10 protein-coding genes and 2 pseudogenes are annotated in these 12,151 nt (G+C 71.5%); 6 read left to right on the top strand and 6 right to left on the bottom strand.

Going from position 1 to position 12,151, the window contains the following annotated elements:
• Nucleotides 1–238: 238 nt before the first annotated feature.
• Nucleotides 239–856 (bottom strand): annotated as a pseudogene (locus ASG80_RS23200) (transposase); the annotation flags it as partial.
• 425 nt (nucleotides 857–1,281) lie between these two features.
• Nucleotides 1,282–1,881: pseudogene (locus ASG80_RS20570) on the bottom strand (transposase); the annotation flags it as partial.
• 202 nt (nucleotides 1,882–2,083) lie between these two features.
• Here ASG80_RS20570 and ASG80_RS20565 point away from each other — a divergent pair.
• Complete coding sequence (locus ASG80_RS20565) at nucleotides 2,084–2,500, top strand: hypothetical protein (protein WP_056734230.1); 417 nt, start codon at nucleotides 2,084–2,086, stop codon at nucleotides 2,498–2,500.
• Nucleotides 2,501–2,503: 3 nt separating this feature from the next.
• On the opposite strand, the gene ASG80_RS20560 is transcribed toward ASG80_RS20565, so the two are convergent.
• Nucleotides 2,504–2,854: a TIGR02611 family protein gene (locus tag ASG80_RS20560; protein ID WP_056734228.1), complete on the bottom strand. Its 351-nt coding sequence runs from the start codon at nucleotides 2,852–2,854 to the stop codon at nucleotides 2,504–2,506.
• A gap of 114 nt (nucleotides 2,855–2,968) precedes the next feature.
• Here ASG80_RS20560 and ASG80_RS20555 point away from each other — a divergent pair, with 114 nt between their 5' ends.
• Nucleotides 2,969–4,399: a M1 family metallopeptidase gene (locus tag ASG80_RS20555; protein WP_056734226.1), complete on the top strand. Its 1,431-nt coding sequence runs from the start codon at nucleotides 2,969–2,971 to the stop codon at nucleotides 4,397–4,399.
• Between the two features lie 30 nt (nucleotides 4,400–4,429).
• On the opposite strand, the gene ASG80_RS24240 is transcribed toward ASG80_RS20555, so the two are convergent.
• Nucleotides 4,430–5,176 (bottom strand): general stress protein, encoded by a 747-nt coding sequence (locus ASG80_RS24240; RefSeq protein WP_200952644.1) that lies wholly within the window; start codon nucleotides 5,174–5,176, stop codon nucleotides 4,430–4,432.
• Between the two features lie 77 nt (nucleotides 5,177–5,253).
• Here ASG80_RS24240 and ASG80_RS20545 point away from each other — a divergent pair, with 77 nt between their 5' ends.
• Genes ASG80_RS20545 through ASG80_RS20530 form a run of 4 tightly spaced genes read left to right on the top strand, consistent with a single transcriptional unit; the run spans nucleotide 5,254 to nucleotide 9,180 of the window.
• Complete coding sequence (locus tag ASG80_RS20545) at nucleotides 5,254–6,582, top strand: magnesium transporter MgtE N-terminal domain-containing protein (protein WP_056734223.1); 1,329 nt, start codon at nucleotides 5,254–5,256, stop codon at nucleotides 6,580–6,582.
• Entirely contained in the window at nucleotides 6,569–7,090 is a 522-nt protein-coding gene (locus ASG80_RS20540) for a DUF1003 domain-containing protein (RefSeq protein WP_156401991.1), read from the top strand. Before ASG80_RS20545 ends, ASG80_RS20540 begins: the two co-directional genes overlap by 14 nt.
• Nucleotides 7,077–8,285 (top strand): Mrp/NBP35 family ATP-binding protein, encoded by a 1,209-nt coding sequence (locus ASG80_RS20535; protein WP_056734219.1) that lies wholly within the window; start codon nucleotides 7,077–7,079, stop codon nucleotides 8,283–8,285. Before ASG80_RS20540 ends, ASG80_RS20535 begins: the two co-directional genes overlap by 14 nt.
• 7 nt (nucleotides 8,286–8,292) lie before the next feature.
• Nucleotides 8,293–9,180 carry a hypothetical protein gene (locus tag ASG80_RS20530; protein WP_156401990.1) on the top strand — a complete coding sequence of 296 codons (888 nt, stop codon included), beginning with the start codon at nucleotides 8,293–8,295 and terminating at the stop codon, nucleotides 9,178–9,180.
• Nucleotides 9,181–9,189: 9 nt separating this feature from the next.
• Here ASG80_RS20530 and ASG80_RS20525 read toward each other — a convergent pair whose 3' ends face one another.
• Both ASG80_RS20525 and ASG80_RS20520 read right to left on the bottom strand, forming a co-directional pair.
• Complete coding sequence (locus ASG80_RS20525) at nucleotides 9,190–10,731, bottom strand: aminotransferase class V-fold PLP-dependent enzyme (RefSeq protein ID WP_056734215.1); 1,542 nt, start codon at nucleotides 10,729–10,731, stop codon at nucleotides 9,190–9,192.
• Nucleotides 10,728–12,098 carry an MFS transporter gene (locus tag ASG80_RS20520; RefSeq protein WP_056734213.1) on the bottom strand — a complete coding sequence of 457 codons (1,371 nt, stop codon included), beginning with the start codon at nucleotides 12,096–12,098 and terminating at the stop codon, nucleotides 10,728–10,730. The genes ASG80_RS20525 and ASG80_RS20520 overlap by 4 nt, the downstream gene beginning before the upstream one ends.
• Nucleotides 12,099–12,151: the final 53 nt, after the last annotated feature.

Below are 12,151 nucleotides of genomic sequence, written 5' to 3'. Positions count from 1 at the left end.
CTCGTCCTCAGTAGTTGATGAGGGTCGGGGCCCTGTCGACTCGCTTGTGCCAGTGATGTTGCGAGAGGGGTGCGATTGATCTCCCGAGGTCGCTCGAGTGAGCGCCGGTTCCACGGACCCGGAGCCGATTATCGTCGGGATGGGGTGGACCATTGAGCTAGCCCGGGGTGAGCGTCCGGGCCTTGTCGGCCGGTTGTGATTGGTGACTGTGCAGCAGCGGCGCGACTGATCGCCCGAGTTACTCGGGTGGGCACCACGGGCCGGACGTGCCAGGTTGTTGGGACAGTGGCGGATCTGGCTTCGTCGGGGCGTGCAGTGTGCGCAGCGCGGTGACCGCGTCGGTGAGCAGACGGCTCCACGGGGCGTGCGCGGACAGTCGCATGGTAACCGTTCGCCCGGTAGCGGCGAGCTTGCCGGCGATGCTGAACAGCCGCAACCGCAACCGTTTCGGTTCCCACCGTCGGGCCTGGTGACCGGCCAGGGCGAGCAACTGCATCCACGCGGTGATCTCGCACGCCAGGGACACGATGGCGCCCCAGATGCTGCGGTTCTGCGCGAACTCGTACAGTGGCTGGTTGGTCAGGCCGGTGCCTTCGCGCAGCGGATGCGGTCCTCTGCGCGGGCGCCGCGGCGGTGCCGCAGTTCAAGGTCGGGCAGCCTGTCCGCCGGTGGTGTTGGTGGCGAATGCGGTCATCCGGTGCCTGTCCGGGTCGGTGATCCGCAGCTGCGCGCCGGGGTGGGGGCGTTCCTTGCGGACGATGACCCGCATGCCCGCAGGCCACGAGCTCAGGTCGAGCAGCCCGGTGACCTCGGCTACCCACGCGCCGTCGCGGGCCTGCCCGTCGGCGTCGTACGCGGCGGCCGGGAGAACGAGGCACTCGCCCCAAAGGACATCGTCGAGGGTACCCGTTTGATCGACAGCGTCGTCCGGCCACTCATCCGCCGGCTGCGAGCCGCGAAGTTCATCGAGTACGTCGGCCGGGCGCCAGGAGAACGCACGATGCTGTATAGCGTGCGGGACAACCCATGGTGGGAACCCGCCCGCCGCTACGCGCCGTTGCGAAGCGGTGACGCGCACGCCGAGAGCGTCGCCAGTTAGTGAGTTGCTGTACGTCGGTGACGCACCGGGGCTGCCGCCACTGATCGATCACAGATCGCAAAGAGACCACCGAACCGGCCTCCGGTCGATCACGTGCTGATTCAGCACGTGAAGGAAGGGGTTCAACATCCCTTCGGACGCAACTCCAGGACAAATGGCGAATAAGAGGTTGCGCGGATAGGTCAGGGCTGTCGGGTTGGGCGCCCGTCCCAGCGGTAGCGTGTCCAGGCTTCGGCGATGAGCCTGCGGGTGATGATGATCGCGTTGGCGAGGGCAATGAACGCCTCGATGACGCGGACGCGTCGTTCGGTGCAGATGTGGAGCTTCCGGAAGCCGCGGTTGTGCCATGAGTTCGTGCGCTCGACGACCCAGCGGGCGCCGGTATGCAGCGGGGTGCCCTTCTTGCTGATGACGTAGTCACAGCACATCCCGTCGATCAGGTCACGGGTCTTGCCGGAGTCGTAGCCGGCGTCCAGGTGGACGGTGATCTGTTCGGGCAGCCAGGGCCCGAACCAAGCTCGCTTGCCGAGCGTGGGCTCCAGCAATGGCGAGTCGTGCCGGTTCGCGCCTGCGACGACCACGCCCAGCGGGATCCCCTTCCCGTCGACCATGACGGAGCGTTTCGTGCCCTGTTTGCCGCGATCGACTGGGGAACGGCCCGCGACTTCGCCGCCGAGCGGGGCCTTGACGATGCACCCGTCGATGACCAGGTTCGCAAGGTCCAGGCCGATCATCCGGTCGTACGCGTCCAGGCAGAGCTGTTCGAGTTCGGTGAAGATACCCGCGTCGTTCTACTCGTCCCGGCGGTGCCTCTCAGGTTCGAATACGGAACGGACCAATCACGTCCCAGAGGCGGCGTCTCCAACGCAAACCATGCGGGCGCGGATCTACGCGTGGAACCCACAGGAGACACGGAAGATCGGCCCCTCCTCGAGGGCGAATTCCACGACGAATGGCACAAATGCCATTTGTATGCCAAGTGTCGTGGAAAATGCCATCTTCGCGTGGAACCTACAGGCGGGAGGACTCACGTTCGGGGCCGCCGCCGGCGACGTGAACTGTCAGATCGTCAACTCTGACGTCGGACTCAAGTGGGGTTGCGCGGTGCTCTCGTGGCCGACCTGGACATGGGAGGAGACGTCGTTCGCGGAGTACTGCGCACAGTTGGTCGAGGTCGGATGCCGCAACGGGCTGGTCGTTACCGGCGATGCGTCACCCATGCCTCAGCGGCACACGGATGTGTCGTTCGGCGGCATGGAGAGCCCGCATGTCCTCGCACCGAACGAGCGGATCACGGTCGACGCCGTGTCCTGGACGCCGGAGGGCGACGGCGTCCGCTGCGAGGACTCGGCGAGCGGCCACGGTTTCGTGCTCTCTGCCGCTGCGATGTCCTCGTGGTGACGCTCAGCCGACGGTAGTTGAGCGACGCGCGGCGCGGCGCGCCCGCCACCACGCCCAGAACCGTGCGAGCTGGCGCTTGGTGAACGCTGCCAATCGCTTCGCCCACGCGAACTCGGTGCCGAGGATCGCGAGTCCGAGGAACACCACGAGCCAGCCCGGCCCCGGGAGCGGCACGAGCAGCAGTCCGCCCACGGCGATGGCGCCGCCGAGCACGCCGACGACCACGCGATAGGTGCGTCGCAACGCCGGGCGCCGTTCGATGCCGTGACGGATGCCGCGGAGCATCCGCCGGATCGGCCGATCCGGCCGCTCGCCCTCGGTGATCTCGAGCTCGAGCTCTTGCTGCGTGACCATGCGAGACACGCATATATCGCGAAGTTGGACGTGCGCCGCAACTCTCGCGGGCCGAACCGCATGGGTCTACATTGGGCAGCACTGCCGATCGCACCGCCGAACGCTGGAGGATCCATGCCGTCCCGTCGTCGCCACGCACTCCTCGCCCTCGGATCGGCGGTCGCCGCGATCGCCGTGATGGGCGCGCCCGCCGTCGCCCTCGCCGCGCCGGGAGATCCCGGCACCCCGAAGTACGGGGCCGGCTCCGACGGCGCCGGCGACCCGTACTTCCCGCTCGCCGGCAATGGCGGCACCGACGTGCTGCACTACGACCTCGACCTCGACTACACGCCGGCCCCGCCCGAGCCCGCACCCATCGAGGGACACCTCGACGGCGTCGCCACGATCGACCTCGTCGCAACCCAGGACCTCGACCGGTTCAACCTCGACCTCCGTGGGCTCACGGCGTCATCGGTCACGGTCGACGGCAAGCCGGCGACCTTCGAGCAGACCGAGAACGAACTGGTCATCACTCCCCGCCCAAAGCTCAAGTCGGGCGCAGAGGCGCAGGTCGTCGTGACGTACGGGGGCACGACGATCCAGCCGACCGACATCGAGGGCGCGCTGTACGGCTGGGTCACGACCCGTGACGGCGCGATGGTCGTGAGCGAGCCCGAGGGCTCGGCCACGTGGTTCCCCGTGAACGACCACCCGACCGACAAGTCGTCGTTCAGCTTCGAGGTCACGGTGCCCGAGGGCCTGGTCGCCGTCGCGAACGGCCTGCTCACCGGCTCGAGCACGGCGGACGGCACGACCACGTGGACGTGGGACGCACCCGACCCGATGGCCGCCTACCTCGCCACCGCGAGCGTCGGCGACTTCACGCTCGACCAGTACACGGCGCCGAACGGCACCCCGATCATCGACGCACTCGACCAGGACGTCCTGGCGTCGCAGTACGTGGATCTCGCGCTCACCGGCGAGATGCTCGTCTTCCTGGAGGGGCTGTACGGGCCGTACCCGTTCAACTCGTACGGTGCGATCGTCGACGACGACTCCGTCGGCTACGCGCTCGAGACGCAGACTCGCTCCTTCTTCTCGCGCAGGGCCCGGGAGGGCACCATCGTGCATGAGCTCGCCCACCAATGGATGGGCGACGAGGTGAGCACCTACCGCTGGGCGGACATCTGGCTCAACGAGGGCTGGGCCACCTACTCGGAGTGGATGTGGAACGAGTTCCGCGGTCGCGACACCGCGCAGGAGGCATTCGACGCGTACTACGCCGACCCCGAGACGGAGTGGGGCACGGTGGTCGCCGATCCCGGCCCGTTCGGCCTCTTCCTGAGCCCCGTATACGACCGGGGAGCCGCCACCCTGCATGCCCTGCGAGTGAAGATCGGCGACGACGCCTTCTTCGAGCTGGCGCAGACGTGGGTGGAGCGCTTCGGCGGCGGCACGGCGAGCACGCAGGACTTCGCCGATCTCGCCGAGGAGGTCTCGGGACAGGACCTCGACGCGTTCTTCGAGGTATGGCTCTACACCCCTGAGCAGCCGCTCAGCTGGTAGCGGCGAAGCCCTGGGAACGGCGAGCCTCGCTCAGCGCTCCGACGACGCTGCCCCGGCTCCGTCGTCGGAGCCCGAGTCGGCGGATGCCGCGGCATCCGTCGAGTCCGCAGACTCGGCCTCGGTCGGCGCTAGCTCCCCGTAACGGGGCCGCTCCCGCGCCGGCGCCGACTCGGCGGGCGGCGCCGCTGCGGCGGCCCGGCGCGCGGCATCCGTCGCCTCGCCGTAGCTCACGGGATGCGACGGCGAGCCGGGCGGCGACACGGCAGGGCTCGCAGGCCCCGGGGCCGGCGCGTCGACGCCCAGCACCGAGCGGGCCCGGTCGATGTGCTCCGGCTCGGCGATGATCGCGTAGCGCGTGGCGAGCACCTGCATGACCGAGGTGAAGTCGCGCCGGCGCCGATTGATGGAGTACGACACGACGCTGAAGATCATGCCGAACCCGGCGCCGATGAGCACCGCGGAGATGAGGACGCCGAGCGAGGCGCCGGTGGGCGCGAAGATGAAGAAGAGCAGCCCGAGGAACGTGCCGAACCACGCACCCGACAGGGCACCCGCCCCGGCGGCTCGACCCCAGCTGAGCGTGCCCGTGATGCGCTCGACGCTCGTGAGGTCGGTGCCGACGATCGCGAGCTCCTTCACCGGGAAGGCGGCCTTCGCGAGCGTGTCGACCGCGGCCTGCGCCTCGGCGTAGGTCTCGAAGCTCGCCACGGTCTCGCCCTTCGGCAGGGTCGGGAACGTGCGGCCCAGGCGGCCGCCGAATGGGGATTGGGTGCTCACCCGGCCATTCTCCCACGCGCGCCACGGGGCCCCGCCGGGAGGGCCGCGATCCCGGCTCCGGGGGCTAAGTTGGTAGCGTGAGCGCCACGAGAGTCTTCGTCGCCCGACTCGCCGGGTGCGCCGTCTTCGACCCCGCAGGGGATCGGGTCGGCAAGGTGCGCGACGTCCTCGTCGTGTACCGCAGGAACGACCCTCCGCGCGTGGTCGGACTCATCGTCGAGATCCCCGGCAAGCGGCGCGTGTTCGTCTCGATCGGGCGCGTCACCTCCATCGGCGGCGGCCAGATCATCACCACGGGGCTCATCAACCTGCGGCGCTTCGAGCAGCGCGGCGGCGAGGTGCGCGTGATCGCCGAGATGCTCGGCCGCAAGGTCGACTTCAACGACGGCTCGGGTGAGGCGACCATCGAGGATGTGGCGATCGAGGAGCGCGAGCGCGGCGAGTGGGAGGTCGACCAGCTCTTCGTGCGGCGTCCGAAGGGCGCATCGCCGTTCTCGAAGGGCCAGTCCGCCTACGTGACGTGGCGCGAGGTGCGCGAGCTGACGGCGAGCGGCGAGGCCCAGTCGGCCGAGCAGCTCATCGCCACGTACTCGGAGCTGAAGCCGGCCGACCTCGCCAACACGCTGCTCGACCTGCCGGCGCAGCGCCGCCAGGAGGTCGCCGAGGAATTGCCCGACGACCGCCTCGCCGACGTGCTCGAGGAGATGCCCGAGTCCGACCAGGTCGAGATCCTGGCACGCCTCGGCGACGACCGAGCCGCCGACGTGCTCGACCACATGCAGCCCGACGACGCCGCCGACCTCATCGCTCAACTGCCCGAGGAGCGCGGTGAGCACCTCCTCGAGCTCATGGAGCCCGAGGAGGCTGAGGACGTGCGGTTCCTCCTCTCCTACGGCCCCGACACGGCCGGCGGCCTCATGACCACCGAGCCGATCATCGTCTCGGCTGACGCGACCGTCGCAGAGGGGCTCGCCCTCATCCGCCGCCACGACCTGCCGCCCGCACTGGGCGCCGCGGTGTGCGTCACCCTTCCGCCCTACGAGCCGCCCACCGGCCGGTTCCTCGGCATGGTGCACTTCCAGCGGATGCTCCGCTACCCGCCGCACGAGCGCATGGGCACCCTGATCGACCAGGGCCTCGAGCCCGTGACCGCCGACACCTCCGCGGCCGAGGTCAGCCGCATCCTCGCGAGCTACGACCTCGTCTCGGTGCCGGTGGTCGACGAGAAGCATCGACTCGTCGGGGTGGTGACGATTGACGACGTGCTCGACTACCTCCTGCCCGATGACTGGCGCAGTCATCCCGATGAGACCGAAGTGGGGCGCCGCGCCGCGGCGCGAGCCCAGATGACCACCGGAAGCATCCCGATCCCGCATGGAAGGAGGGCAGGAGATGGCACGCGTTGACGTCGAGGACCGCAGGTTCGACACCCCGAAAGGCACGCGCCGATCTGCGCCCTTCCGCGGGTCGGGCGACAACGACCGGTTCGGCCGATTCACGGAGTGGGTCGCGCGGGGCATGGGGACCCCGGGCTTCCTGCTCGGGCTCTCGGTGTTCGCGATCACCTGGATGGCGTGGAACGCGTTCGCGCCCGAGCCGCTGCGATTCGATTCGATCGCGATCGGATTCACGGCGCTCACGCTCGTGCTGTCGCTGCAGGCGTCGTATGCCGCCCCCCTCATCCTGCTCGCCCAGAACCGGCAGGACGACCGCGACCGCGTGCAGATCGAGCAGGACCGGCAGCGAGCCGAGCGCGGCCTCGCCGACACGGAGTACCTCGCACGCGAGGTGGTGGCTCTGCGCCTCGCCGTACGGGACTTGGCGTCGAAGGAGTTCATCCGCGCCGAGCTGCGCGCCGTGCTCGAGGAACTCGACCGCAAGGACGAGGAGGAGCGGGAGCATGCCGCATCCTGAGCCGACGGCGCCCCGACCCGAACCCGGCGGCGCCGCGGATGCGCTCGCGTCGTCGGTTCGGGCCGCGCTCGCGTCGGTGATCGACCCCGAGATCCGCAAGCCCATCACCGACCTCGACATGGTGGATTCCGTGTCCGCGGGCGCCGACGGCCGCGTGCACGTCGGCATCCGGCTGACGATCGTCGGATGCCCCGCCTCCGACCGCATCGAACGCGACGTGCGGCAGGCGGCGGAGGCCGTCGCGGGGACCGGGAACGCCGACGTGACCCTGTCGGTGATGACGCCCGAACAGCGTGCCGCGCTCACCGAGCGGCTGCGCGGCGGCCGCGCGGCGCGCGGCAACCCGTTCGGCCCCGGCAGCCTCACGCGAGTCATCGCGATCACGAGCGGCAAGGGCGGCGTGGGCAAGTCCACGATCACCGCGAACCTCGCCGTCGCGCTCGCAGCTCGGGGACTCTCCGTGGGCCTTGTGGACGCGGACGTGCACGGCTTCTCGATCCCCGGGCTGCTCGGCCTCGTCGACGAGCACGGCAACGCCGCTCGCCCCACCCGGGTCGACGAGATGATCCTGCCGCCCGTCGCGCACGGCGTGAAGGTCATCTCGATCGGCATGTTCGTCGAGCCCACCGAGCCCGGCGGGCGAGGGTCATCCGTCGCCGTCGCCTGGCGCGGGCCGATGCTGCACCGCACCCTCACCCAGTTCCTCACCGACGTGTACTTCGGCGACCTGGACGTGCTGCTGGTCGACCTGCCGCCGGGCACCGGCGACGTCGCGATCTCCCTCGGGCAGTTGCTGCCGAACGCCGAGGTCGTCGTCGTCACGACGCCGCAGCCGGCCGCCGCCGACGTCGCCGAGCGCTCGGGCGTGGTCGCACGCCAGACGGGCCAGCGCATCGTCGGCGTCGTGGAGAACATGGCTGGATTCGCCGGGCCCGACGGCCTCGTCGAGCTGTTCGGCGCGGGCGGCGGTGCGCTCGTCGCCGAGCGCCTCTCGGAGGGGCAGCCCTCGCCCGTGCCGCTGCTGGCGAGCGTGCCGCTCAGCATCGCCCTGCGGCAGGGCGGCGACGCGGGCACGCCCGTGGTCGTCGCGGCGCCCGACGACCCGGCCGCACGCGCGATCGAAGGGGTCGCGGCGCGCCTCGCCGCGCTCCCCCGTTCGCTCGGCGGTCGCCGCCTCGACGTCTCGGTGCGGTGATCGCGTCGTGAGCCGGATGCCGCGCGCCTGCCTCGCCCGCACGTTCGCGCTCGTCGCCGCCCTCGCGTGGGCACCGCTCGCCCTTGCCGCGTGCGCTGCTCCCGCGGCATCGCCGTCGCTGCCGCCGGGACTCTCGGTCGCGATCGAGCAGGGCCGCCTCGACGTCGTCGAGGGCCGTTTGGTGGTGCGCTTCGAGAACACGGGCGACGAGACGGTCACCGTCGAGCGGTTCACGGTGGAGACGCCGACCCTGGACGGCGGCCTCGAGCGCACGAAGCCGTTCGAACTCGCCGCCGACGATGCGATCGCGATCCGCCTCGAGCTTCCGCCGAGCCGCTGCGATGCCGAGCCCGCGCCCGTGTTGGTGCGGCTCGACGCCCGCGCCGGGACGGGAGAGGACGCCACAGGCGAGCTCACGGCCGACGACCCGTTCGAGACGGTCGCGCGCGTGAACGCGGCCGATTGCCTCGCGCAGTCCGTCGCCGACGCCGCGGCCATCGTGATGCCCGAGCACCTGCGCTCCACGGGCGCGGGCACCGATCGGCGAGCGTTCGTCGACGTGGCGATCGAGCCCGCGGCATCCGGTGACGGGACGATGCGCATCGCGCGCATCTACGGCACCACGCTGCTGAATGCGGAGGACGGCACCGACTGGACGCTCGGCATCGACGTGGCGGCGGGCGAGGCGCCGTCGGTCATCAGCCTGCCGGTGCGGCCCGCGCGATGCGATGCGCACGCCCTCGCCGACGACAAGCGCGGCACCATCCTCCCGTTCGAGATCGAGACGAGCGACGGGCGCGCCGGCCGTCTGGACGTGCCGGCGAGCGACGGGCTGAAGGCGGAGCTCTACGCGTACTACACGGAGCGATGCGGCCTCGACCTCGGCGCCGGCTGAGCGCGCGACTCAGCCGCGAGGCTCGACGACGCGCGCGAGCAGCTCCACGAGCAGACGCTCCGTGAGCGGGCCCGGCAGCGCCTCCACGAGCGCCAGCACCGGAGCGAGCCGGTCGGGCAGCGCCCCGGTTGCGCCCGCTGCGCCCGCTGCGCCCGCTCCGCCGAGCAGGCCGAACGCCGTGAGCAGCGCCGCGGCCGTGTCGGAGTCGAGTCCCTCGGATGTCGCGGCGAGCGCGCCCGCGCCGCCGGGCAGCTCGGCCGCGAGGCCGGCGAGCAGCTCGCCGCCGTCGACCCTCCGCACCCCGCGCACCTCGTCGGCCGCGGCCACGAGCGCGGCGGACAGCTCCGGCAGCGCGGCCTCCGTCACGGGCGTGACGGTGAGGTGCGTGGTGTGCGGCAGGCGCGTGCCGTCGGCCTGCGCGAGGCCGGGCTGCAGCTGCAAGTGCCACCCGAGCGCGCGGGCGGCATCCGCCCAATGATGCGGGTCGACGCGACGCTCGGGTGCGACCTCGTCGTCGGTCGCGACCGCGAGGAGCGGACCGGTCGGGGCGCCGACCACGCGGAGGCCGTCGATGCCGTCGACGACGCTGAGCAGCGCTTCGGTGGCGCGTGCCGCGCGCCCGGTGAGCTCGATGAACCCCGTCTCGCCGAGCACCTCGGTGATCGACCATGCCGCGGCGAGCGGGCCGGCAGGCCTGGAACCGGCCATGGTCGGATTGACGACCGGGTAACCCGGCCACGCCGTCGTGGCGAAGTACTGGCGGCGCTGGCGGTCGCGCCCGCGCGTGAGCAGCACGGACACGCCCTTCGGCGCGTAGCCGTACTTGTGCAGGTCGGCAGAGAGGCTGGTCACCCCGGGCACCATGAGGTCCCAGGCGGGCAGCTCGTCGGGCCAGAACGCGAGCGCGAATCCGCCGATGCACGCGTCGACGTGCAGGGCGATGTGCCGCGCGGCGCACACGGCGGCGACGTCGGCGATCGGGTCGAGGCTCGCGAACGGGTACGAGGGAGCGCTCAGCACCACGAGCGCCACGTCGTCGCCGAGGCGCTCCTCGATCGCCGCTGGGGTGAGCGAGCCGGTCGAGGGATCCACCGGCACGAGGTCGAGCGCGAGCCCGAAGTACTCGGCCGCCTTGTGGAACGCGGCGTGCACCGTGACCGGGGCGACGAGCCGCGGCATCCGCGGGGTTCCGGCTCGGGCGGAGCGCCAGGCGTCGCGCGCGGACTTCACCGCGAGCAGGCAGCTCTCAGTGCCGCCCGAGGTCACCGATCCCACCACGACGCCGCCCACGTCGCCATCGCCGTGGAACACCCGGCGGGCGAACCCGACGAGCCCCGACTCCATTGCGGCGACCGAGGTGAACGTCGTGGGGTCGAGCCCGTTCACGGGCTGCATGAGCCGGGCGGCCGCGGCGGCGAGCTCGTCGAGCTCGGGCACGCCGGAGTCGTAGACGTACGACAGCACGCGCCCGCCGTGCGTCGGCGCGTCGGCGGCGCGGAGCACCTCGAGCTCGGCGAGGACGTCGGCCGGATCCCGGCGGAAGGCACTCATCGCATGGCCGCCTCGGCCGCGGCATCCGCCTCGATGTCGCCCCGCCGCAACGGGTAGCGGCCGAGCGGCACGAGGCTGAGCAGCACGAGCGCGGCCGGCAGCAGGCTGAAGCTCACGACGATGCCGACGATCGCGGCACCGGGCTGGGCGACCGCGGCGGAGCCGGTCGACTCGAGGTAGCCCGTGACGGCCAGAGCGATCGTGAGCAGCGTCGCACCGAGCGCCATGCCTGCGGTCTCCCCGGCCGTCCATACGCCGCCGAAGCTGCCGGCGCGACCGTCGCCGTGCTCCCGCGCATCGTGGGAGATCACGTCGGGCAGCATCGCCATGGGCAGCGACTGCATGCCGGCGTAGGCGGCCCCGGCCAGGGCCACGGGCCCGTACACCCACGCGCCCGGTGCCCAGAGCATGCCGATGAGGCTCGCCGCGGCGACCGCGAACAGGGCGCTCGCGAACGCGAACCCCCGCTCCTTGCCGATGCGGGCGGCAAGGCGACCCCAGAGCGGGGCGCACAGCACCGCGGGCGCGATGAGCGCGACGAACAGGAACGTCAGCGCATCCTCCGATTCGAGCACCCACACCGCCACGTAGTTCGCGCCGGCGAGCATGACGCCCGTCGCCAGGCCCTGCAGCACGAACGCGGCGAGCAGGTCGCGGAACGGCCGGCTGCGCCGCAGGGCGTCGAGGCCCTCCGCGTACCCTGCCCGGATGCTACGGCGCGCGCGCTCGGCCGCGGGTCGGCCCCTCGGCGCGGTGGAGGTCGCGACGAACATGCCCGCGCCGATCACGAGGCCCGCCACGACCGCCATCACGAGGTAGCCGAGCGCCTCGTCGCCGCCGCCCGCGCGCCGCAGCAGCGGACCGCCGGCCCCGAAGAGGAGGATGGCCGCGCTGAGCACCACCACGCGCCAGGTCAACAGGCGGGTACGGTCGTCGTAGTCGTCGGTGAGCTCGGCGGGCAGGGCGATGTACGGCACCTGGAACAGGCTGAACGCGGTCGCGGTGGCGAGGAAGGCCACGAACACCCACGCCCCGGATGCCGCGGGCGCGATCCCCGGGGGGACCGCGAACGTGATGACGAATGCCGGGGGCAGCGCGAGCGCGCCGACGCGCATCCACGTGCGCCGCGTGCCGGTCGCGACGAGGGCGCGGTCGCTGCGTTCGCCGATCCAGGGGTCGATCACGACGTCCCACACCTTCGCGGCGGTCACCACGAGACCCGCGAAGAGGGCGCTCACGCCGAGGGTGTCGGTGAGGTAGAAGACGAGCACGAGACCGGGCAGCGTCGCGAACCCGCCGGTGCCGATCGAGCCGATCGCGTACCGGGTCACGACGCCGCGGGACAGGGATCGCTCCGGTGCGGTCATGGAGGCAGTGTACTCACCGACGGGCGAAGTGGGTCAACTGTCCTAGACTGTGC

The sequence above is a fragment of the Agromyces sp. Soil535 genome (genome assembly GCF_001428255.1).
Lineage (GTDB): Bacteria > Actinomycetota > Actinomycetes > Actinomycetales > Microbacteriaceae > Agromyces.
This window is presented reverse-complemented; position numbering and strand designations above follow the sequence as displayed.

Excerpts from the sequence above, each read along its gene's own strand:
- ASG80_RS20560 (WP_056734228.1), bottom strand. The coding sequence starts at position 2,854 with ATGGTCACGCAGCAAGAGCTCGAGCTCGAGATCACCGAGGGCGAGCGG.
- ASG80_RS20555 (WP_056734226.1), top strand. The coding sequence starts at position 2,969 with ATGCCGTCCCGTCGTCGCCACGCACTCCTCGCCCTCGGATCGGCGGTC.
- ASG80_RS20540 (WP_156401991.1), top strand. The coding sequence starts at position 6,569 with ATGGCACGCGTTGACGTCGAGGACCGCAGGTTCGACACCCCGAAAGGC.
- ASG80_RS20535 (WP_056734219.1), top strand. The coding sequence starts at position 7,077 with ATGCCGCATCCTGAGCCGACGGCGCCCCGACCCGAACCCGGCGGCGCC.
- ASG80_RS20525 (WP_056734215.1), bottom strand. The coding sequence starts at position 10,731 with ATGAGTGCCTTCCGCCGGGATCCGGCCGACGTCCTCGCCGAGCTCGAG.
- ASG80_RS20520 (WP_056734213.1), bottom strand. The coding sequence starts at position 12,098 with ATGACCGCACCGGAGCGATCCCTGTCCCGCGGCGTCGTGACCCGGTAC.